This window comes from Pseudomonas sp. NFACC13-1 (assembly GCF_900104425.1).
Lineage (GTDB): Bacteria > Pseudomonadota > Gammaproteobacteria > Pseudomonadales > Pseudomonadaceae > Aquipseudomonas > Aquipseudomonas fluorescens_AA.
Genome location: NZ_FMXV01000047.1, coordinates 1 through 23,124, shown reverse-complemented (window position 1 = coordinate 23,124; position 23,124 = coordinate 1). Strand labels below are relative to the sequence as shown.

At 63.6% G+C, this 23,124-nt stretch carries 10 protein-coding genes; 4 read left to right on the top strand and 6 right to left on the bottom strand.

All coding sequences use genetic code 11. The features are described 5' to 3' along the window. The 3 genes from BLQ55_RS30355 to BLQ55_RS30345 form a co-directional block, all read right to left on the bottom strand. Positions 1–8,268: amino acid adenylation domain-containing protein (locus tag BLQ55_RS30355; protein ID WP_143011810.1), on the bottom strand; the 8,268-nt coding region annotated here is incomplete at its 3' end. Positions 8,269–8,577: 309 nt separating this feature from the next. Continuing rightward, a complete protein-coding gene (locus tag BLQ55_RS30350) occupies positions 8,578–10,278 on the bottom strand; it encodes a cyclic peptide export ABC transporter (protein ID WP_092259346.1) in 1,701 nt (566 codons plus the stop codon). Positions 10,279–10,312: 34 nt separating this feature from the next. After that, entirely contained in the window at positions 10,313–11,374 is a 1,062-nt protein-coding gene (locus BLQ55_RS30345; RefSeq protein WP_092259343.1) for a TauD/TfdA family dioxygenase, read from the bottom strand. Between the two features lie 337 nt (positions 11,375–11,711). Here BLQ55_RS30345 and syrB1 point away from each other — a divergent pair, with 337 nt between their 5' ends. Genes syrB1 through syrC form a run of 3 tightly spaced genes read left to right on the top strand, consistent with a single transcriptional unit; the run spans position 11,712 to position 15,784 of the window. Beyond that, positions 11,712–13,559 (top strand): syringomycin E biosynthesis L-threonine--[L-threonyl-carrier protein] ligase SyrB1, encoded by a 1,848-nt coding sequence (gene syrB1 / locus BLQ55_RS30340; RefSeq protein ID WP_092259340.1) that lies wholly within the window; start codon positions 11,712–11,714, stop codon positions 13,557–13,559. Positions 13,560–13,576: 17 nt separating this feature from the next. Then, positions 13,577–14,512, top strand: a complete 936-nt coding sequence (gene syrB2, locus BLQ55_RS30335; protein WP_072412274.1) for a syringomycin E biosynthesis L-threonyl-[L-threonyl-carrier protein] 4-chlorinase SyrB2 — start codon at positions 13,577–13,579, stop codon at positions 14,510–14,512. A gap of 60 nt (positions 14,513–14,572) precedes the next feature. After that, complete coding sequence (gene syrC, locus BLQ55_RS30330) at positions 14,573–15,784, top strand: syringomycin E biosynthesis aminoacyltransferase SyrC (RefSeq protein WP_092259337.1); 1,212 nt, start codon at positions 14,573–14,575, stop codon at positions 15,782–15,784. A gap of 442 nt (positions 15,785–16,226) precedes the next feature. Here the strand turns inward: syrC and BLQ55_RS30325 are convergent, their stop codons facing one another. The 3 genes from BLQ55_RS30325 to BLQ55_RS30315 all read right to left on the bottom strand — a co-directional run bounded on the left by BLQ55_RS30325 (position 16,227) and on the right by BLQ55_RS30315 (position 19,353). Further along, positions 16,227–16,838, bottom strand: coding sequence for an aspartyl/asparaginyl beta-hydroxylase domain-containing protein (locus BLQ55_RS30325; protein WP_060742635.1), 612 nt, complete (start codon positions 16,836–16,838; stop codon positions 16,227–16,229). A gap of 143 nt (positions 16,839–16,981) precedes the next feature. Beyond that, positions 16,982–18,352, bottom strand: a complete 1,371-nt coding sequence (locus BLQ55_RS30320) for an MFS transporter (RefSeq protein ID WP_092259334.1) — start codon at positions 18,350–18,352, stop codon at positions 16,982–16,984. Then, on the bottom strand, positions 18,349–19,353 hold the full coding sequence (locus tag BLQ55_RS30315) for a cupin-like domain-containing protein (protein ID WP_092259331.1): 1,005 nt from the start codon (positions 19,351–19,353) through the stop codon (positions 18,349–18,351). Before BLQ55_RS30315 ends, BLQ55_RS30320 begins: the two co-directional genes overlap by 4 nt. A 361-nt stretch (positions 19,354–19,714) precedes the next feature. On the opposite strand from BLQ55_RS30315, the gene BLQ55_RS30310 reads away from it, so the two are divergent. Next, positions 19,715–23,124: non-ribosomal peptide synthetase (locus tag BLQ55_RS30310; protein WP_143011808.1), on the top strand; the 3,410-nt coding region annotated here is incomplete at its 3' end.

Here is a 23,124-nt window from a genome sequence, read left to right as displayed (position 1 = left end):
CGGAGCGCTATCCGCCAGCATGTAGGCAATCCGATCCGCCGGATAGGCCGGATCCAGCGGCACATAACCGCCACCCGCCTTCAAGATCGCCAGCAACCCAACGACCATGTCGAGACCACGCTCGACACAGATCGCCACCCGCGAGTCCGGCCGCACGCCCTGCCCGCGCAGGTAATGCGCCAGCCGGTTGGCCTGCTCGTTCAGCTCGCGATAGCTCAGGCGTTGCTCGCCATGCAGCACCGCAGCAGCCTCAGGCGTACGCGCCACCTGATCCTCGAACAGTCCGTGAATGGTCTGCTCGAGAGGGAAATGAGCGGCGGTGCCGTTGAAGCCCTGCAACACCTGCCAGCGCTCGTGTTCAGACAGGATTTCCAGATCGTTGATCGCGGATCCCGGCGCACGCTCCAATGCATCCACCAGGCTCGCCAGGGCCGTCTGCATGTAGGCACCGACCTGACGGGCATCAACCCCGCCGGCCGTTTGCACGCTCAGCAGGAAGCCTTCGCCCTGATCGTCCACCGACAACATGCACGGATAGTTGGTCCGTTCCATGACCTCCAACACCTGCGTACCCGCCCAGCGGTCGACACTGTCGCCGTCCTGGAGCGGGCTGTGCCGGTAGTTCAGCAACGCACTGAACAGCGGCAGCGAAGCCGGCACGCCACTGCAACGCTGGGCCAATGCCAGCGAGGCGTGTTCGTGGCCCAACAGGGCCGTCAGGCGGGCGTGGGTCGCCTTGATCCCGGCACGCACGTCCTGCCCGCCCACGTTCACCCGCAACGGCAGGGTATTGATGAACATGCCCAGGGCGCGATCCGCGCCCTCGCCGCTCTGCATGCGCCCCAGCAGTACAGTGCCGAAGACCACATCCTCGCGGCCGGACACGCGCCCCAGTACCCTTGCCCACGCCAGGTGATGCAAGGCTGCCGCGCTCACGCCCAGTTGGCGCGCCTGCTGCCGCAGACGCCGGCAAAGATCCGGATCGAGGTTCAGCTTGACCTCTTCGATACCCCGGCCATCCCCCTGGACCTCCCGCAGGCCGAACGGCAGCGTCGGCTCGTCGACATCAGCGAGCATGTCGCGGAAAAAGCGCTCATGTTGCTCACGCGGCACGCCCAACAGTGTTTGCGCCACGTAATTACGGTAAGGCATGGCCGCTTCCAGGCGGTCGCCCTCGCCATTGAGGAACGCCAGCATTTCCTCCTGCATCACGTCCAGGGCGGTATGGTCCAGGGCGATATGGTGAAACAGCAGCACCGCGACCCAGCGCTGGTGCACACTGTCCCAGGCGCAGGCCAGGCGCATCAATGGCGCCTTGTCGAGGTCCAGTCGGCAATGGCGAGGGTCGAACATCCCTCGCAACTGCGCCGCGATATCGCCCCTGGCCGGGTCGAGGGCCTGCTCTTCGAGCGTCAACCGGCTCTGGCGCAGAACCACCTGCAATGGCGCCTCGAGGCCTTCGTGCAGCAGCGCGGTCCTGAGGATATCGTGCCGGTCGATCACCGCCTGCAAAGCCGCGACGAAGCCATCGAGTCGAGCACGGCTGTCCATGGCGAAGGTGGCTTGCAGCAGGTAGGGGTCGCCTTCTTCGGCAGCGATGTGGTGATAGAGAATGCCTTCCTGCAACGGCGCCAGCGGATAGATATCCTGCACATTGCCCGCGCCGCCCGGCACCGTGTCCACGATCCGGTCGAGGGTTTCCTGGTCCAGCCTCACCAGTGGCAGCATCGACGGAGTGATCCGTTCGCACCCCGTAGCAATACCGTTGGCCGGCACACTCACCTCGGTACGACCGCCCACTGCCGCCGCCAGGGCGGCCAAGGTAGGCTGACCGAACAGCACCCGCACATCGGCGCTCAGCCCAGCCTTGCGCATCAGTTCGATCAGTTTTACCGCCAGCAGCGAATGCCCGCCCAGTTCGAAGAAATGATCGTGTCGCCCCACCTGCCCGACACCGAGCACATCAGCCCACAACCCCGCCAGTGTGGTCTCCACCTCGCCCAGTGGCGCTTCATATGCACGGCTGGCGAAGGCGTCCGCTTCCGGGGCCGGCAGCGCGCGGCGGTCGAGTTTGCCGTTGGGCGACAAGGGCAGTTTGTCCAGGCGCACGTAGGCCGCCGGAACCATGTAGTCCGGCAGCAGCGCCTGCAAGTGCGCACGCAGTGCATCGGCCTCCGGCGCCGCATCCGCCACCTGGGCGGTGATGTAGGCCACCAGGCGTTTCTCGCCGGGTTGGTCTTCACGGGCGACGACAACCGCCTCCTTTACTTCGCCGTGCTGGCAGAGCCGGGACTCGATCTCACCCAGCTCGACACGGAAACCACGGATCTTGATCTGGTCGTCGTTGCGTCCCAGGTACTCGATATGACCATCGGGCAAGTAGCGGCCCAGGTCACCGGTCTTGTACAGGCGCGCCTGTTCATCGGCCGCGAACGGATCGCGGACGAAGCGCTCGGCGGTCAAGTCATCGCGGTTCAGGTAGCCACGGGCAACACAGATGCCGCCGATGTGGATCTCGCCGGCTACACCGACCGGAACCGGTTGCTGCTGTGCGTCCAGCAAATGGATACGGGTGTTGGCCACCGGCTGCCCGATGGCCGGCAGCGTCGGCCAGGCGGCGACATCGTCCGGCAGCGTCAGGGCGGTGGTGACGTGGGACTCGGTCGGCCCATAGTGGTTATGCAGGCGACAGCCATCAAGGCGCTCGAACAATGCACGGATCTGTGGGGTGATGCGCAATTGTTCGCCGGCGGTGATGACATCTTTCAAGTCGCAGGTCAGCCGAGTGCCTTCACGCTCGCCGGCGACCGCTTCGGCCAGGGCTTGCAGGGCGATGCACGGCAGGTACAGGCGTTCGATGCGCTGTTGGCAGATGTGTTCGAACAGGCGGTGGAAATTCAGGCGGATGTCGGCATGGATCAGCGACAGCTCCCCGCCGGCACACAAGGTGCTGAAGACTTCCTGGAACGCCACGTCGAAGCCGAGTGCGGCAAACTGCAAGGTACGCGCAGCGGCGCGCCCCTGCTGCGCGGCTTGGTCGATCTGCCACTGCATCAGGTTGACCAGGGGGCGGTGCGCCATCGCCACGCCCTTGGGCTGGCCGGTGGAGCCGGAGGTGTAGATGACATACGCCAGGCTGTCGGGGTTCAGGCCGCTCACCTGTGCGTCCGGGTTGGTGAACGGCTGCCGGTCGATGCCGGCGACTTCACGGTCCTCACCGTCGAGCAGCAAGGCCGGCACGCCCGCCGCTGGGAAGCGTTCCTGCAGGCTGCGCTGGGTCAGCAGCACCTTCGGTGCGCTGTCCTCCAGCATGTAGCCCAGGCGCTCGGCCGGGTAAGCAGGATCGAGCGGCACATAACCGGCCCCGGCCTTGAGGATACCCACCAGGCCCGCCACCATTTCCAGGCCGCGTTCCACGCAGATCGCCACCCGGTCGTCGGCACGGATACCCCACTCGATCAAACGATGGGCGATCTGATTGGACAGCCGATTCAGCTCGCCGTAGCTCAGGCGCTGCCCCTGATACGTCAGCGCAACGGCCTCAGGCCGAGCTTCGGCATGGGCCTCGAACAGCTGATGGACCAGTAGCCCCGACGGGTACACCGCATCGAAGGCGTTGAAATCGTGCAGCAATCGCTGGCGTTCGCTGACGGGAACAAAGGCCAACGTGTGCAGTGGGATGTTGCCATCCTGGTCGAGGGCATCGGCCAATGCTTCGAGCACGGTGTGCACGTAGCCGCAAACCCGTTGCGCACCGATCCCGGCCACGGCTTGCACGGTCAGTCCAAACGAATCACCGAGGTCATCCACCGACAGCGACAGCGGGTAGTTGGTCCGTTCTTCGCCGCCGAGAATTTGCGCACCGGCCCAGACTCTTGCCTGGCCCGCATCCTCGCTCGCCTGTGCCGCCACGGCGGTCTGCCGATAGTTCATCAGCGCACTGAACAGCGGCGCCGGCGCCGCAACGCCACTGCACCGCTGCGCCAACGACAACGGCGCATGTTCGTGACCCAGCAGCGCCGCCAGGCGGCCATGGGTCGCCTGCAACGCGGCCAGCACCCCCTGGTCCCCCGCCTCGACCCGCAACGGCAAGGTGTTGACGAACATGCCCAAGGCATGTCCGGCCTCCTGTCCGCTGTGCAACCGGCCCATCAATACGGTGCCGAACACCACGTCCTGACGGCTGGACAAGCGCCCCACCACCTGGCCCCAGGCCAAGTGGTGCAGGCTGGCGGTGCTCACCCCCAGGCGCCGGGCCTGGGCACGCAGACGCCGGGCCAGCCCGACCTCCAGCGACAGCGTCGCCTCTTCGATGCCGCTGCCGTCGCCCTGCACATCCTGCAGGCCGAACGGCAGCGTCGGCTCGTCCACGTCGCCGAGCATCTCGCTGAAGAACGCCTCATGTTGCTCGGAATGATTGTCCAGGCGGACCTGAGCCACATAGTTGCGGTAAGGCACCGACGCCGGCAGCTCCGTCGCACGACCTTGCAGGTACGCGTCGATTTCCTTGCCCAGCATGCCAAGGGAGGTCGCGTCATCGATCAGGTGATGGAACAGCAGTACCGCCACCCAGCTGCCGCTGGCGACATCTTCGGCGAAGTGAATACGCATCATCGGCGCCTGGCGCAGATCGAAGCGGGTGTGACGAGGATCGAAGCGGACCTGCAACTGGCCGGCGATATCGCCTTCGGCCGGGTCCATGACCAGCTCTTCGACCCTCAGGCGCGCCTCGCGCCAAACCACCTGTACCGGTTCGCCGAGCCCTTCCCACGCCACCGAGGTGCGCAGGATGTCGTGCCGTGCGATGACCGCCTGCAAGGCTTGCGCGAACGCGTCCAACTGCTGGCGGTTACCGAAGCGCAGCAGGGCCTGCAACAGGTATGGATCGCCTTCGCGGGTCGCCAGGTGGTGATAGAGAATGCCCTCCTGCAACGGCACCAGGCCGTAGATATCCTGCACATTGTCCGCGCCGCCCGGCACGGTTGCGACAATGCGATCGATTTCGTCCTGGGTCAGGGTCGCCAGGGGCAGCATGTCCGGGGTAATGCGCTCGACGTCGCGGGGAATCCGATTCTCCGGCACCACCACTGCGCCGCGGGTACTCGTGGCAGCGGCCAGGGTCTCCAGCGTCGGCTGGCCGAACAGCACGCCCACGTCAGCGTTCAGGTCCAGCTGGCGCATGCGTTCGATCAGCTTGACCGCCAGCAGCGAGTGGCCGCCCAGTTCGAAGAAACGGTCGTGACGACCCACCTGCTCGACCCCAAGCAGCTCGGCCCACAAAGCGGCCAGGGTGATTTCCACCTGGCCCACCGGCGCTTCATAGCTGCGTCGGGCAAATGCCTGCGAATCGGGAGCCGGCAGCGCCTTGCGGTCGAGCTTGCCGTTGGTGGTCAGCGGGAAGGCTTCGAGCATCACGAAGGCGCTCGGCACCATGTAGTCCGCCAGCGAGCCCAGCAGCTCGCTGCGCAACTCGCCCGCAGACACGCAGGCGCCGTCTTCGGCAAGCACATAGGCCACCAGTCGCTTGTCCCCCGGCTCGTCTTCCCGGGCGATCACCACGGCGTCGCGCACTTTTGCGCAGGCCGTCAGCCTCGCTTCGACTTCACCCAGCTCGATACGGAAGCCGCGAATTTTCACCTGCTCATCGTTGCGCCCAAGGTACTGCAGTTCGCCGTTGTGCAACCAGCGACCGAGGTCGCCGGTACGGTACATCCGCGCGTTCGCACCGGTGTCGAACGGATCGGGCAGGAACCGCGTTGCGTTGAGCTCCGGCCGGTTCAGGTAGCCTCGCGCCACACCGGCGCCCCCTACGTACAACTCGCCCTCCACCCCCTTGGGCACCGGCTTGCCGTACTTGTCCAGCAGGTACAGGCGCAAATCGGGAATGCGCTTACCTATCGGGCTGACACCAATCAACTGGGCATCGGCCGCTTGCAACGAACGATACGTCACATGCACCGTGGTTTCGGTGATGCCGTACATGTTCACCAATTGCGTACCGGCATTGACTGCCCGGGCATACCACGGTTTGAGGATGCCGGTTTCCAAGGCCTCGCCACCGAAGATCACCTGGCGCAAGCTGTGGTTCAGGTCACTTCCACCCTGGGCCGCGATCAACTGGCGGAACGCGCTCGGTGTCTGGTTCAACACCGTGACACCGGCCTCGCACAACAACGCATAGCAGTCCTGCGGCGAACGGCTGACCAGCTGCGGCACCACCAGCAGACGACCGCCGTGGGTCAGTGCGCCCCAGATTTCCCAGACCGAGAAGTCGAAGGCGAAGGAATGGAACAGCGCCCAGACATCCTGCGGGCCGAAATCGAACCAAGGGTGCGTGGCCGAGAACAGCCGCGCGACGTTGCGGTGCTCGACCATCACCCCTTTGGGCAAGCCGGTCGAGCCCGAGGTGTAGATCACGTAGGCCAGGTGATGGGATGCCAGGGTGCCGATATTCGGATCATGCCGTGGCTGCTCGGTAAAACCTGCGGCTTCCGGCTGATCGAGCAGCAGCACCGGGACAGCCGGCGCAGGCACCTGGGCTTGCAGCGCCGCTTGGGTCAGCAACGCCACCGGCGAGCTGTCCTCGAGCATGAAGGCCAGGCGGTCCAGGGGATAGGCCGGGTCGAGCGGCACATAGCCAGCGCCGGACTTCAGGATACCCAACAAGCCAACGATCATGTCCAGGCCGCGTTCGACGCAGATGGCCACCCGGTCATCCGGAAATACACCCAGGGCCAGCAGCCGATGGGCGACCTGGTTCGCCCGGGTATTCAGCTCGCCGTAGGTCAGAGTCCGGCCTTCATGAACCACCGCCACCGCGCCAGGCTGCGCGGCGGCCCGGGCTTCGAACAGGCCATGGATCGTGCGGTCGTGCTCATACCGCTGCGCATCGCTCGCGTTCCAGGCCCGGAGCAAGCGGGCTTCAGCCGGTGTCGGCAGGACAAAGTCCTGGATCGGCAACGTATCGTCACCCAGTCCCTGCTCCAGCACATGGACGAAGCGTTCGGCCATTGCCTCGATTTCATCGGCCTGCAGGAACGCCTGGTTGTAGATCCAGTGCACCCAGGCATTTTTCTGGTTGGGGTTGGTCCGGAAATGGATCGCCAGGGGCATCTGTTCCTGGCCGTTGGAACTCTTCACCGAATAGGCCGTGGCGTCGCCGAACCGGTATAGATAGTTCTCTTCCTCGTAGGAGAACGACACATCGAACAGCTGGGCACGATTGTCACGGCGCAGCTCCAGGGAGCGGTGAATGTCGCTTAAAGGAAACCGCTGGTAGCGATAGTCCTGCTTGAGCGCGCGCGCCACCTCTTGGATCAGCTCGCCGAACGATAGATCATCGGCGAATCTCAAGCGCATGGCACTGACCTGGGTGAACAACCCCACGGTTTGCTTGAAGGTCGGATTGGAGCGATTGAGGATCGGCAGGCCCACCACCAGCTCGTCGCGCTGGGTCGTACGGACAAAGTACACGTACAACGTCGCCAGCAGCACCGGGAAACGCGAAACCTGATGGGTCAGCGCCAGGGCGTCGATCCGCTCGTTCAGCGCCTGTGGGAACGGCGTCATGGCATGGGCGCTGGGCACCACGGGCGCGGCGTAGCGATCACGGTAACGGGCGGTGAACAATGGATCCGGCACATCCCGGTATTTGTCGAGCCAGTAGGCCTGGTCCCGCTGGAAACGGTCCGAGTCGTGGTAACGGGCATCATCCTCGATGAACCCGGCATAGGACGGTGCCGACAGGTCAGGCTCGCGGTTTTCCTCCAGCGCGTTGTACAGGTCACTGAGGGAAGCGAGCATCAGGTTGATGCCCCAGCCGTCCTGGATAATGTGGTGCAAGTTGACGACGAAATAGAACGAAGCGTCATTGAGCTTGACCAGGTAGAAGCGGAACAGCGGCCCCTTATCGAGCTCAAATGCCACTTCCAGCCCCTGTTGCACCCAGGTCTGGGCCGCAATCTGCGGCTCGGGGCGAGTTGAGAGGTCGATCAGCGGTACCCGCACCTCCAGCGACTCGACCAAGGTCTGCATGGGCACGCCGTCGCCACCGACGTCGCAATGCAGGACCGTGCGCAAGGCATCGTGCTTGCGGACCAACAGTTCGACTGCCCGCTGGATACGTTCAGGATCGACGGTACCCTGGATATGAACGTAGCCACCCACGGTGTACAAGGGCGAATCGCCCTTGGTCATCTGGTCCAGCCAGATATCCCGCTGGGAAGCCGTCAGCGGATAGGTCGCAGCAAGTTCCAGGGGCTGGTTCATACGCGGCCTCCTGTCACTTGCACGCCGACAGGCTCTGGATGACGGCTGGCCGAAAGGCCCATTGCGATAACAACGCCCACAGCAAAGAAAAATGTCATACGTTCCTTCTCAGATATTTGTCAGTGCTGCCCGGGACAAACGCAGCAGGGCACGCCTGGAGTTGATGATGCGGATCCGCGCAGACAGCCAGGGCCACCCGGCAGGAGGTCCACTGCTGTCGGGCGGGTTGATGTCAGGCGTCTTTCACGGGTTGGCGGGGATGTTGTCGCGACAACATCGCCAGCCGGACGGTGCAGTCAGAACAGCCATTCAGGCGCGCTTGTCGCGAATGGCGCAGTTGATATCGGAGACGATGTGCCCGTCCGCCAGCTTGATGATCCGGTCGGCCAGCTGGAAGTACTGGTCGTCATGGGTAATGATCAGCACCGTCTTGCCGCGCCGCTTGAGATCGGGCAGCAGTTCTTCGTAGAAGAACTTCTTGAACGGCGGGTCCTGGTCGGCCGCCCATTCGTCGAGCACGTACACCGGTCGGTCCTCCATGTAGGCACATACCAGGGCCAGGCGTTTCTGCTGGCCGTAGGACAACGCCTTGAGGGTCGAATAACCGAGCCCTTCGATCTTGATCTTGTCGGCCAACCCGAGGGTTTCCAGGTATTTGCTCGCCAGGTCCGGGCTGCCATCCTCTTCGTCGGGGCCAATGAGGCGATTGAACAGATGAAAATCCGAGAACACCGCGGAAAACAGATCACGGTATTCACTGCGGCTCTCGTCGGTGATCGCCACGCCGTCAAGCAGCACCTCGCCGCTCTGCGGGATGTAGAGCCCGCATAACACCTTGGCCAGGGTGCTCTTGCCGCAACCGTTGCCGCCAACGATGTAGATCAATTCACCCGCCTGTACCATCAGGTCGATGGGGCCCAGGGAGAAACCGCTTCCAGCCTGCGGGTCCTGATAATGCATCCGCACGCCCTTCAACTCGATGCTGTCCCAGGTCTTCTTGTGCTCGAGCAGATGCACCTTTGGTGTTTCGACCGCAACGGGTTCAGGATGCGGATCATTGATCGAGAAACCGAATTCCGCGAGCCGGGTACAGGCGACCTTGCCCGCCGCCAGCACCGGCATCGCCCCCACCAACAGCGACAGCGGCCCCATGATGTAGAGCACCGCCAGCACACTGGCAGTCATCACCTTGGGATCGACCGTGCTGACCAGCGGCGCGGCGAACAGCAGGCAACCGATCAGCAACGACAGGGTGAACTGGCCCACGTTATCGGCGGCGGTGTACCACAGGCGCTCGACGAAGTTGTAGCGCGCCACCCGGGTCGAAGACGCCTCGATGGCGGAGCGGCCGAACCAGCGGCGACGGATGCCGTTGAGTTTCAGCTCCTTGAGGCCGAACACCAGGGCATGGGTGTATTCGTTGAACGCGGTGAACTCGTCCCGAACCCGATTGGTGGACCTCACGCCGCTGGCGAAGAAGAACAGGTACAAGCCCACGCCCAGGATCATCAGCGAAACCGTCAAGGCCAGGACCACCCACGACAGGTACGCCAGGTAGGCGATACCGAACAGGAAGACCGTCGTTTCTACCAGCACCGTGGGCATGACGATCAGCGTCGTGTTCAACTGCGGGATGTCGTTGGTCAACATCGTCAGCACATTGGGCGGGCCGCGCCGGTCCACTTCTTCCAGTGGCGTGGCGAGAATCTTGCGACACAGCGCAATGCGCAAGCGCGTCATGATCCGCATGCTGGCGTAGGCCGGGAACAGCGCCGCCCCGTTGCGCAGAATCAGCGCCGTGGCACTGAGGCCGATAAACCAATACAGCGCCTGCAGGCGCGAGCCGTCATTGTGGATGGCGTCGTTGATCACACTCACCACCGCGATGGACGCCACCCCGCTGATGACACCGCAAACCAACGTAAAGAGCGTCAGCCAGGGATGGTTACGCCACAACAGGCGCATGACCGAGCCCGCCTTGGGCTTCTTCGCTTTCTTCTCTTCTTTCATGGGTTGCTATCCTTCAATGGAGTCGCGAAAGGGCTCACGCCGGTCGCCATACGTCGCCCCGGGCGGTCATTTCGCCCATCGCCACAACGATGAGGCGTGGTTCCTCATAAGGGTCGCGAGCGTGGGCGGCCAACATGTTGTCGAGCATCACCACATCGCCCTTGCGCCAGGCGAACCTGACCGCACAGGCCTCATAGGCCTCGCCGAGCAACGCCATGACGTCGTCTTCAATCGGCGTTCCATCGCCATAACTGACCATACGCGGCAGACGATCGGCGCCGAACATATCAAGCAGGTCTTCGCGCATTTCCTCGCCGAGACAGAACGGATGGTGCAGCTGTACCTGGTTGAAAAAAGCCCGCTCCCCGGTCACCGGATGTTGGATAACCGCTGGACAGAGGGTGCGCACCTGCAGGGTTTCGTCGTCGAGCCATTCGAAATCGGTGCCCTGCTCCCGGCATCGCTGTTCGACGGCCGCGCGGTCGCTGGTACCGAAGAACGATGCCCAGCTCGGCTCGACGCCAGCGGTAAAGGTGCGGCTGTACATCAGGCCTTTTTGTTCGAATCGAGCCACCACCTGTGGCGGCAGGCTTTGCAGCACTTGGCGGATGTCGGCCAGCGGCGTCGCACCGCCAACCCGTGACGGCTGCTCGCAATAGAACCATTGCTTGCGCGGCCAGCTTTCCAGGTGCGAGCTCTCGTTGTGATACAGGATCATCTCGCGCTCGGGATATGGCGTGGAGCGGTAGACGTTGCGTCCGCCCTCCTTCTTCGGCAAGTCGCCGTAGCTGCCGTGCAACCCGGGCGACAAGGCTTCGGCGAACGCCTCGAAGGCCGGCACCGAGCCGAGGTCAAAGCCACGAAACAGCACCGCGCCGTGGCGACACAGCAACGCCTCGATGGCCTCGCGATGGGTATTGGCCCACAGCGAAGGATCCAGCCCCGGTTCGATCGGTTCGATCACCACCGGCAAACTCAAATCGTCGGCGAGCAATGACAGTCTGACCGATTCGCCGGCCCCCTGACCTGGCCAGACAAGCGAATCCGCGATCCCGTCAGCGGGCATGACGGGCGATGCGTCAGTTTGAAGACTCATGAATAACTCCTGAATCACGGATCGTCGGATCCACGTCGCAGGGCCGGACCAATGCGCCCCACCATCGGGCAAGGATAAAAACACTGATCCGGGGTGATGTCTGGCACCGCAAACCGGGACAGAGGGGGTCAGGGAGGTTGCCCGGGCCGTTTGCGGTGCGGCTGATTCTTGTCCCCATTTCCCGCGACAGACGCCGGCACGAAGTCGGTGCTGAAATGCGTCAGCTGCGAATTGCACAGGTACCGCAAACGATGCCGTGGGTCGCAGTGACGTCTCGAGCACATCGGTTTGCGACACGCAAACACGCTGTGCCTGGCATTTAACAGGAGCGTTAGTCATGCCGATTAAGAACACTGGCGGATCGGTCAACCCCGCGCCAGCCCCCCTCACGCCCGGTGCATTCCTGCATGAAACATTCGTCGCCCGGGCCCGTGAATTCCCTGAGCGAACCGCGGTTTCAGACGCCTCTCGCTCATTGAGCTACGCACAACTCGACACGGTTTCGTCGCAGCTGGCGGCCAGGCTTCGCCAGGAAGGCGTCCAGGACGGCATGCTGGTGGGGATGTGCCTGCCACGTGGCGTCGACCTGGTCATCAGCCTGCTGGGTATCCTCAAGGCCGGCGGCGCCTACGTCCCGGTCGACCCGCAGTACCCCGGTAAACGTGTCGAACACATCGTGCGCGACAGCGGCCTGGGCCTGATGATCGGTGAACTCGCCGACTTGCCGCCGAGCGTGTCCGTACGTGTCCTGTCCCTGGCCGAGCTGCTGGCCGGCCCGGCCTTGCAAGCGCCGCCCGCCAACGACCGACGCAACCCCGACGAGGCCGCGGCCTATGTCATCTACACCTCCGGGTCCACCGGTGAGCCCAAGGGCGTATTGGTGGCGCACGGTAACGTCAGCCGCCTGTTGGAAAGTACCCAACGTTCGTTCGCCTTCACCGAAAACGACGTCTGGTCGATGTTCCACTCCATCGGTTTCGACTTTTCGGTGTGGGAAATCTGGGGCGCCCTCGCCCACGGCGGCCACGTCGCCGTGGTGCCCTACGATGTTTCGCGCTCGCCAAGTGGCACGCGTCAATGGCTGGCCGACCAGGGCGTGACGGTCCTGAGCCAGACGCCATCGGCGTTCCGCGGCCTGGATGAGGCGGACCGCTCTGCCAATGCGCCACTGGCCCTGCGCTATGTGGTGTTCGGCGGCGAGGCGCTGCCCGCCACCGTCCTGCGGCCGTGGGTTGAGCGCCATGGCGATCAGAAGCCGGCCTTGATCAACATGTACGGCATCACCGAAGCCACCGTCCACACCACCTTCAAACGCGTGCGTGGCCAGGACCTGGAAAGCGCCGCCATGGTGTCCATCGGTGCGCCGCTGGACGGCTGGCGCCTGCACCTGCTCGACGCCGATCAACAACCGGTGTCCCAAGGCAACGCCGGTGAGCTGTACATCGAAGGCGCCGGGGTCGCCCTGGGCTACCTGAATCGTCCCGCCCTGAACGCCGAGCGCTTCGTCCAGCTACCAGGCACTTCGAGCCGTGCCTATCGCACCGGCGACCTGCTGGTGCTGGGAGACGATGGCGAGTACCGCTACGCCGGTCGTTGCGATGAACAACTGAAGATCCGCGGCTTCCGCATCGAGCCGGGCGAAGTCGAGGCATGCCTGCAAGCCAGCCCCGCCGTAGCCGCCGCCCACGTGGCCGGTCATGATTACGGCGATGGCGACTGGCGCCTGGTCACCTACGTGGTGCCGACCCATGGCGTGGCGGCCTGGACCGAACAGGTGCGCAGCGAAGTGGCCGCACAGGTGGCCGCGAACCTGCCGGACTACATGCGCCCCTCGGCCTACATCCCACTGGCCGCGTTGCCGGTCACCGACCACGGCAAGATCGACAAGGGCCGCCTGCCCTCGCCCGACTCCACCACCTCGACCGTGGACCACACCAGCGAACCGGACCTCACCGAACAGGAGCAGTTCGTGCTCAAGGTCTGGTCGGACGACCTCGGCCTGAAGAACATCGGCCTGAACGATGATTTCTTCGACTTCGGCGGCACCTCCCTGGCCCTGATCCGCTCGTTGAGCACGCTCAAGGCCCATTACCGAGTCAACCTCGACCCAGGTGTGCTGGCAGATGGCGCGACCGCCAAAGTGTTGGCCGGCTGTATCCAGCGCTCCCTTGTTCAAGCCCATTGATCGAAAAGGAAAAGCTCATGAGCAAAAAATTCGCCCTGACCCCGGAAGAACGTGCGTCCTTTGAAAAGAACGGCTTCATCGGACCGTTCGACGCCTATTCGCCAGAAGAAATGAAAGAAACCTGGAAGCGCACCCGCCTGCGCCTGCTCGACCGCAGCGCCGCGGCCTACCAGGACCTGGATGCGATCTCCGGCGGCACCAACATTGCCAACTACGATCGCCACCTGGACGACGAATTTCTCGCCAGCCACATCTGCCGTCCGCAGATCTGCGACCGCGTCGAGAGCATCCTCGGCCCGGACGTGTTGTGCTGGCGCACTGAGTTCTTCCCTAAATACCCGGGCGACGAAGGCACCGACTGGCACCAGGCCGACACCTTCGCCAACGCCTCGGGCAAGCCCCAGATTCTCTGGCCGGAAAACGAAGACTTCGGCGGCACCATCACCGTCTGGACCGCCTTCACCGACGCCAACATCGCCAACGGTTGCCTGCAGTTCATTCCCGGCACCCAGAACAGCATGAACTACGACGAAACCAAGCGCATGGCCTACGATCCCGATGCCAACAACAGCTCGGTGGTCAAGGATGGTGTGCGGCGCGGTTTCTTCGGCTACGACTATCGCCAGTTGCAGATCGACGAAAACTGGAAGCCCGACGAAGCCTCCGCCGTGCCCATGCAGATGAAAGCCGGCCAGTTCATCATTTTCTGGTCGACCCTGATGCACGCCTCCTATCCCCACAGCGGCGAGTCCCAGGACATGCGCATGGGCTTCGCCTCGCGTTATGTACCGTCGTTCGTAAAGATCTATCCGGACTCCGACCACATCGAGGAATACGGTGGACGTATCAGCCTTGAAAAGTACGGCGCGGTGCAGGTCATCGGTGAGACGACCCCTGCATACAATCGCCTTGTCACCCACACGACCCGAGGCAAGAAGTTCGAAGCCGTCTGATCTTTTCAATGCCATATGACAGTTGGCATGCGCAACGTGCCTGACAGGAGTCCCCAATCCATGACTACTTCCACCGACGCAGCGACGCGCCTGTGTGAGACCGTAAGGATGCTTAGGCACCTTGCCATCCATTTGCCCGATCCTATCTGCCTGAGCTTTTTGGCCCAGGGCAGTGACGGGGCGCCCGACCAGGCTTCCTCCAGCGTGAGAGCCACGGAGCGCGCGGTCAGCGCCGCGTTCGCCAGGATCGGCGTCAAAGCCGTGCAGTACGTGCATGACGGCGAGGCGCAGCTGTCGTCTTTCGAGATGTTCATCAGCAAGAAAATCTGCCAGGCGCTCGAGTTTGCCTATGACCACTTCGACGATGTCGACAGTGCCAAGGACTTCGGGCGCCTGGTCAGACACTTCGATTTCAGCGGTGCCGTGCCCGAGGTCGAGACACTGCACCTGATTACCCGCGACAACGTGGCGCTGTCGGTGCACGCCAGCACCGATCGAAACCGCCCGGCCATCGTCCTCGCCCTGCCCTGCGGCATGCCGTTCGACTTGTGTCGCGACTGGTTCAATGCACTGAGCGAAAGGTTCTTCGTGGTCACCTGGGAAACCCGCGGGCTGTTCGGTTCCTGCACCTCGTTCGATCAGTTGTCCGTGGACACCGATGCCCAGGTGGGCGACCTGATCAATGTGATGAACCACTACGGCCTGCAAAGCGCGCACTTGATGGGTATCTGCGGTGGCGCGGTGATCGCCCTCAGCGCGGCGGCCATCCACACCGACCGGGTCAATTCCCTGAGCCTGTGGCACGGCGATTACAACCTGGGCGACGACAGCCTGCGCACCACCCACCAGCAGAACTTCGAGTGGCTGATGGAATCGGCCGCCGTGGACCGCAACGAAGCCAGCGACCTGCAGGCGTTGTTCCTGGACCAGGCGACCCTGGCGACCATTCCGGACTCCATCGCCCATGCGGCGCTATACCCCTATGTCAACGAAGAGCTGTTCTATCGCTATGCGCGACTCAACGATGCGCTGAACAAGACTGAGTTGAAGTCGCGGCTGGAGCAGATCACGGCGCCCACCCTGGTCGTCGCCGGCGACGCCGATGAAACCACCCACATCGGTGGTTCCAAGCACATTGCCGAGTCCATCAGTGACGCCTTGCTGCATGTGGAGCGTAATGGCAGCCATCTGGCGTTCTTCGAGTCGACCCATCGCTCGAAACACACCGCCTTCCACTTCCTGGAATCGACCCTCGAATCGACGGTGGTCTGACTCACCGGATAGGGCGCAGTGCAAAACCCCTGGGAGCTGGGCTTGCTCGGCTCCCACATGGGTCTTCGATTCAGCGCCCGCCCACATGGATTCTTGGGAACCCACAAACTCAGCATCCCCCCACAATCCTTTGTGGGAGCTGAGCTTGCTCGCGATAGCGGTGGGCCAGCTTGCATCGGGATTGACTGCGCCGCCGTCATCGCGAGCAAGCTCGCTCCCACACGAGGTCTTGGGGCCCTTCAGATTCAGCAGCCACCCTCATGGGGTCTTGGGGGCCCACAGATTCAGCAGCCACCCACAATCCACTGTGGGAGCGAGCTTGCTCGCGATAGCGGTGGCTCAGCTTGCATCGGGATTGAATGTACCGCCGTCATCGCGAGCAAGCTCGGCTCCCACATGGGGTCTTCTGTGCCCACAGACTTCCCGGTGACGGGGATCCACCTCAGGCCACCATGTGCTTCTCACGATGAAACTCAAGGTACAGCACAGTACGGTGAGCCCTGGACGCATTGACCGCAAAGTGATCCAGGGATCCATCGAAAATCACCAGGTTCCCGTTGGTGCTCTGGTTGAAGCTGCCATTGACATTAAGGTAGGCATAGTTCTGTGTGGTAGGCGCATCGATGGTCAATTGCATATGCAGCAGACCTTCTTCCCAGGTGCCGGTATGCGAATGCGTACCGAGGAACACGTTGGGTTCCATGCGCAACAAGGCGCAAAGCTTGATGCCGGGAATCTTGCTCAGCAGCTCGATGGTCCCGGGCATGGCGTCGCGGGCGTAGGGAATCGGGGTGTCGTAGGCCACCAGGCCGTATTGGGTCCACTCCGGCATGATATCCATGTCGTCACCCCATCCCCAGAGCCAGCCATACTCTCCCCCAGCCGCCATGTGAGCGTCGATCTCCTCGACGATCTCGGCGATTTGCTTGCCGACGCGGTTGATCGTCAGGGTTGGCGCATCGAGGGCCAGAAATTCCTCGCGGATCACTTCCCAATTGTCGGCCAGGTTCTTCAGTTGCGGAAAACGGCTGGGATCATAAAACGACGGGCGCATAGGTACTCCTTTTATTGAGGTTGGCGATGCCAGATAGTCCCGTCCGCCGGGTGAAAGGGGCGCGGCAGGAGAGCCTGCCAAGGTTGACCCAACGGGCTTGGCCTGTCTGTCACGGGAATCAGGTACACCGGGGCCGACCGGCATTACAGGGGCTCGGCCTGGGGGTTTTCGGTCATCCGCACGACCGCCACCGGCGCCGGGGGCTCGTCCAGTCGACGCATCGGCCCATACAGCAAGACGCTCAACGGCAGGAGCGCGAACAACCCGCCGGCCACCACGAACAGCAACCCCACGCCACGCCCCGGCCCCACGCCCAGCCAGCGTCCGATCGAGTCGGCGTAAAGACCGCCGGGCATCAGCGCTGGCTGGAACCAGTGGTCCACCAGGAAACCGCCGACGATCACCGCCAGGCTGGTGGTGGCGATGGTCAACATGCTGATCAACGCAAACACACTGGCACGGCTGCCGGCGGGAATCCTGCGCATCCACAGCGAGTTCACGCTGGCATCGGCGATGCTCGCCATGGTGATCGCGACAAAAGCCAGTGCGCAGTAGGCGAAGGTCTGCGAGACCAGCCCCAAGGCAACGACACAACCGGCCAACAACAGGTCGGCCACGGCCACCAGCGCCATCAACCGGCGTGGATTGCCCATCGAGATCAGCAGCCCCGCGCCCGCCAGCCCGCCCAGGGCCGCCCAGGTGTAGGCCATGCCCAAGGCCTGGCTGCCCAGGGTCGACAGCAGCAATGGCGTCATCATCAAGGTGGCCAGTGACAACAGCGCCGTGCGCATCATGGTGTAGACCAGCAGCCCGGCCATCAGCCGCTCGGCGACGAAGAACTTCAGCGCCGCGGCGACATTCCCCAGCGCCCCGCCAAACACCGTGCCTTTGGGCCCGCCGTCCTGACGACCCGGCGCCCCTCGCACATGGGAGAACGCCTTGATCACCAGCAAGGTGCCGGAGCAGAAGGTCATCAGGTCCACCGCCAGGATCGTCACCAACCCGGCACTGGCCATGATCGCCCCCGCCAACAACGGCGCCACCAGGGCCGACGCGTTCTTGCTGATACTGATCAACCCCGAGGCCCGGGTGAACTTGTCAGGGGCGACAATCGTACTGACAGCGGCCTGATAGGCCGGTTTGCGAAAGGCGCCGACAATCGACGCCAGGCAATTGAAAATGTACAGATGCAACGGCTCCAGGCGTTCGAACCAGAGCAGCGCCATGACTCCGAGGAGCAGCACCGCCAGGGTCACATCGCAACAGACAATGATCACCCGATGGCTGATCCGGTCGGCCAGCCCACCCGCCAAGGGCAAGAACAACACCGCCGGCAATGTCGCCGCCAGTACCACGTTGGCGAAGGCCACCGCCGAACCGGTATGGTTGTACACCCAGACACCCAGGGCGAATTCCATCAGCGCCGTGCCCACCACCGCCAGCGACTCGCCGCACCAGAGGAAATAGAAACCGCGCCCCAGGTCAAAACCCCGGCGGCCGCTCCCCACGCTCATGGGCGCACATCGCGAGGCGTGACCACACCGAGCAACTTGTCCAGCAGCCGATAGGCCATGGAATAAAGCACCGCGCCCAATATCAACGGCGCAAAACGGGAAAACAGATAGGTCCGCAACACCCGCCTGGCGATGGGCGAGCTGATGTTGCCGCTGACGTGCAAGGGCGTCGGGAACGTCGCCGCGACGGTCGCACCGAATTCATCGTCCATCGATTGCACGGCGTGCCACCAGTAGACCGGGATGTACAGCGCATCCCCCGGCTCCACCACCGTGCGCAGCGCCCGCAACGCTCGAGTGCCAGGGAAACGCCCGGTGTCGATGTCGTACAGGTAGCCCGCCTCTTCGATCACCGGGCGCAAGGCCCGCCAGCTGGCTTCATCCGGCGGTAACAGCAACACTTCCTTGGCACCGACGACCTGGGCCATGAACGTTTCATCGACGACATGGAAGTGCCAATCGGTATAGGAATTGCGGTACAGGAAACTGCGATGGGGCGGGTAGTGCCGGGACTTGCCCAACTGCGGCATGAACGGCAACCCGCCGACATCCTCCTTCATCGGCTCGATGGCCGAGCCTTCGGAGAACCGGCAACTGTCGGCCACCAACGGCGAATCACCCACGTTCAGGTCGTCGAGAAACTGGTGGAACGGCATTTCCCGATAGACCGTGTTGGCATACTCGGTCAGCTCGGCCTTGACCTCCGGGTTGGACCAACCGATGACCTCGGAAACGATCTGCGAGCGCACCACCACCGCACTGTTGCGCGAGTGCGCCTTGAGGTAATCCAGGCGTTGCCATTTCTGGAAAGCCGGCCAATGCCGTACCGCATTCCTGACCAGGCAGGGACGGTTGCGATTGACGTAGCGGCGGGTGAATTCCTCTTTGGAAATCGCCAGCGCATCGATCACGTCGACCGCGCCTGCCTGTGGGTGATTGGGAAAGCGGGACAAGCTCCAGAACTTCGTCGCTGGGCGGTCCGATTCGGCGGTTAATGGCATGTTCGACCCTCGCAAGCACACTCAGGGCCGTTGGTATAACAGACTCGCGCGACCACGCCCAAGCGCCGCAAAGCCACGTTCCGCGCCGTTGTCCCTGCTTCCCATGACAGACATCCCAAGGCGGATGCTCTAATTTTTTCTCACTTTGTGAAGGGATATCAGGCGCAGCCGAACGGCAGGACGGGACCCTCGACGGCTCGCAACGCAGCCCTCGCCGCCCCGTCGCACCCAGCGCTTTGCACCGCCCCCGATGTCCTTCTCCACGGCTATTGATTCCGCCGACTGGCAGTCGTCCAGGCCTTCACCACTGCCATTCGAACGGAGAAAAACCTCAATCGATTCTGCAAGCAGGTGCTCCGAAATGGATTCGTCGACCGATATGTTGCCTACCCAAGACTCCGTGTCCCACGAGCTGGCCTCCGTCCAGCAGGGCATCTGGCTGGATCAGCTCGCACACCCGGACCTGCCCTACTACAACATCGGCATGTCCCTGGAGATCAAGGGCCGGATCGACATTGCATTGTTCGAGAAAGCCATCGAGCTGGTCGCCAACCGGCACGACACCCTGCGCCTGAGCTTCAGTCATGAAGGCGGCACCGGCCGCCAGCGGGTGCTGCCCGAGGTCAAGGTGAGCATGGAGGTGGTGGAGTTCTCCGAGGCCGACGCCGAGGCCGGCCTGGCTATGGACTATCTGCGCAATGCCTTTCGCCAGCCCTTTGAATCATTGACGGGCCGGCTCTGGGAGGCACGCATGGTCCGCTGCGGCCCGAACCGCCATTACTGGCTCGCCCGCTACCACCACCTGGTCACCGACGGCATTGGCGTGGCCCTGATCGGCCATGCCGTGGGGACGGCCTACAATGCCCTGCTGGCCGGCAACGATGAAGTCGCCCAAGGGCATTCCTACCTGTCGTTCCTGGAAGATGACCGGGCTTACCTGGCCTCGTCCCGCTATGAGCGCGACCGCCAGTTCTGGCAGGAAACCTACGCACAGATGCCGCCGTCGCTGCTGCAGCGCCGGGCCGATTTCAAGACAGGCCAGGCCAATGAGCTGGCCCCCAGTGCCCAGGTCCAGGCGATGCTGCCCCGGGCGCTGTACAACGCGTTGACGCAGTTTTCCAGCGAACGCAGCCTGTCGGTCGCCCATGTGCTGATCAGCGTGGTCGCCACCTATTTCTGCCGCACCGTGGGCGTCGACGAAATCGTCATCGGCATGCCCGTGCATAACCGCACCACTGCCCGGGCGAAAGAAACCGCAGGCATGTTTTCCTCGGTCAGTCCGATCCGCCTGCCCGTCGACTTCGACGCCTCGCTGCTGGACCTGATGCACACCGCTGGCGGCCAACTGCGCCGCTGCTACCGCCATCAGCGCTTCCCCATCGCCGAGCTCAACCGCACCCTGCGCCTGGCACAGACCGGGCGTCGACAGCTGTTCGACGTGTCACTGTCGTTCGAAAGCCTGGACGGCGACGATCAGTTCGGCGGCACCTCGTCCACGGTCATCACCATGGACAACGGCTATGAGCAGACGCCCATGGCGATCTTCGTGCGCGATTATCATCCGTACGAAGACGTCCACCTGGACTTCAACTTCAACACCGCCTACTTCAGCCTGGAAGAGGCCCGGCACCTGCAACAACGCATCGTCTCGATGCTCGAGGCGGTGCTGGAGCAGCATGCAACGCCCGTGGGGCAGTACCCGCTCATGAGCCACGCCGAGCGGCAACGCGTGCAAGTCGAATTCAACGCCACCGCCCGCGACTATCCGCAGGATGTGTTGATCCACCAACTGTTCGAACAGCAAGCCCGGCAGCGTCCGCACGCCTGTGCCGTGCGCGGCGATACCGGGCCGTTGCTCAGTTATGAACAACTCAACCGCCAGGCCAATCGGTTGGCCCATCGCCTGATCGAGCTGGGCGTGAAACCCGATGACCGAGTGGCCGTAAGCCTGAGACGGGGACCGGACATGGTCGTCGCCCTACTGGGGGTTCTCAAGGCTGGGGCGGCCTACGTGCCCATCGACCCGGACCTGCCGAATGCACGCCAGGTATTCATGCTCGACGACAGCAGCCCTCGGGCCGTACTGACCAGCCAGGCGTTGCAAGGCCTGCTGCCAGCCTCGCGTGTCCCGCTGCTGGCCCTCGATGATCACGCACAACTGGCCGCTCAACCCGAACACAATCCGGACCCGCAAGTCCTCGGCCTGAGCCCCACCCACCTGGCCTATGTGCTCTACACCTCCGGCTCCACCGGCACCCCCAAGGGGGTGATGAATGAACACCTCGGCGTGGTCAACCGACTGTTGTGGGCCCGGGATGAATACGGCGTCGATGCCACCAACCGCGTGCTGCAAAAGACCCCGTTCGGTTTCGATGTGTCGGTCTGGGAATTCTTCCTGCCACTGCTGGCCGGGGCCGAACTGGTCATGGCGCGCCCGGGCGGCCATCAGGAACCGGACTACCTGGCCCGGCTGATGCGCCAGGCCAGCGTCACGATGTTGCACTTCGTGCCGTCGATGCTCGACCTGTTCCTCGAACACCATGACGGGCAGGCCTTCCCTGACCTGCGACGCGTGTTGTGCAGCGGCGAAGCCCTGCCTCGCAGCCTGCAACGGCGTTTCGAACGGCAGTTGCCAGAGATCGAGCTGCATAACCTCTATGGCCCGACCGAAGCAGCCATCGACGTGACGGCCTGGCAGTGCCGCGCCAGTGACCCTGGCGAAAGCGTGCCCATCGGCCGACCGATCGCCAATATCCAGATGTACGTGCTCGATGGCCGTGGCGCACCACAACCGCTGGGTGTCGCCGGGGAAATCCACATTGGTGGTATCGGCGTGGCCAGGGGTTACCTGAACCAACCGCAATTGAGCGCCGAGCGCTTCATCGCCGACCCGTTCAACAGCGAGCCGAACGCGCGCCTGTACAAGACCGGCGACCTCGGCCGCTGGCTCGCCAACGGTGCCCTGGAGTACCTGGGGCGCAACGATTTCCAAGTGAAGATCCGTGGTTTGCGCATCGAAATCGGTGAAGTCGAAGCGGCCCTGGCGTTGTGCCCGGGTGTTCGTGAAGTGGTGGTCATTGCCCGGGAAGACCATCCCGGGCAGTCGGAAAGCAAGCGCCTGGTCGCCTATGTCTGCGGCGAGCCGATCCCGGCCGAACAACTGCGCAGCACCCTGCTCAAGCACTTGCCCGAATACATGGTGCCCAGCGCCTTCGTGCACCTCGATGCCTTGCCCCTGACCGCCAACGGCAAGCTCGACCGCCGCGCCCTGCCGGCCCCCGGCCTGGAAGCCCTGGCCAGCAAAACCTACGAGGCCCCCCAGGGCACCACTGAAATCGCCCTCGCCGAAATCTGGAAAGACCTGCTGCAACTGGATCAGGTCGGCCGTCACGACGGCTTCCTCGAACTCGGTGGCCATTCCCTGCTGACCGTGCAGTTGCAGGCCCGCCTGCACCAGGACCTCGGTGTCGAGATCGACCTGCGCACCCTCTTCGCCCAGAGCTCGTTGAGCGAACTGGCCCAGCGGGTGGAACAGGCCGGGCACTCCCGCGTCCAGCCCATCGACGTGGTCTCCCGCGAGCAGGCGTTGCCGCTGTCCCTGGCCCAGCAACGCCTGTGGTTCCTCGATCAACTGGACCACGCCGCCAGCGTGGCCTATCACATGCCCGCCGCCCTGCACCTGCGCGGCAGCCTGGATCGCAACGCCTTGCAACGCGCCCTGGACCGCATCGTCGCCCGTCACGAAAGCCTGCGCACCACCTTCGAACGCCG

Coding starts and splice junctions, on each gene's coding strand:
- BLQ55_RS30350 (WP_092259346.1), bottom strand. CDS start 10,278: ATGAAAGAAGAGAAGAAAGCGAAGAAGCCCAAGGCGGGCTCGGTCATG.
- BLQ55_RS30345 (WP_092259343.1), bottom strand. CDS start 11,374: ATGAGTCTTCAAACTGACGCATCGCCCGTCATGCCCGCTGACGGGATC.
- syrB1 (WP_092259340.1), top strand. CDS start 11,712: ATGCCGATTAAGAACACTGGCGGATCGGTCAACCCCGCGCCAGCCCCC.
- syrB2 (WP_072412274.1), top strand. CDS start 13,577: ATGAGCAAAAAATTCGCCCTGACCCCGGAAGAACGTGCGTCCTTTGAA.
- syrC (WP_092259337.1), top strand. CDS start 14,573: ATGACTACTTCCACCGACGCAGCGACGCGCCTGTGTGAGACCGTAAGG.
- BLQ55_RS30325 (WP_060742635.1), bottom strand. CDS start 16,838: ATGCGCCCGTCGTTTTATGATCCCAGCCGTTTTCCGCAACTGAAGAAC.
- BLQ55_RS30320 (WP_092259334.1), bottom strand. CDS start 18,352: ATGAGCGTGGGGAGCGGCCGCCGGGGTTTTGACCTGGGGCGCGGTTTC.
- BLQ55_RS30315 (WP_092259331.1), bottom strand. CDS start 19,353: ATGCCATTAACCGCCGAATCGGACCGCCCAGCGACGAAGTTCTGGAGC.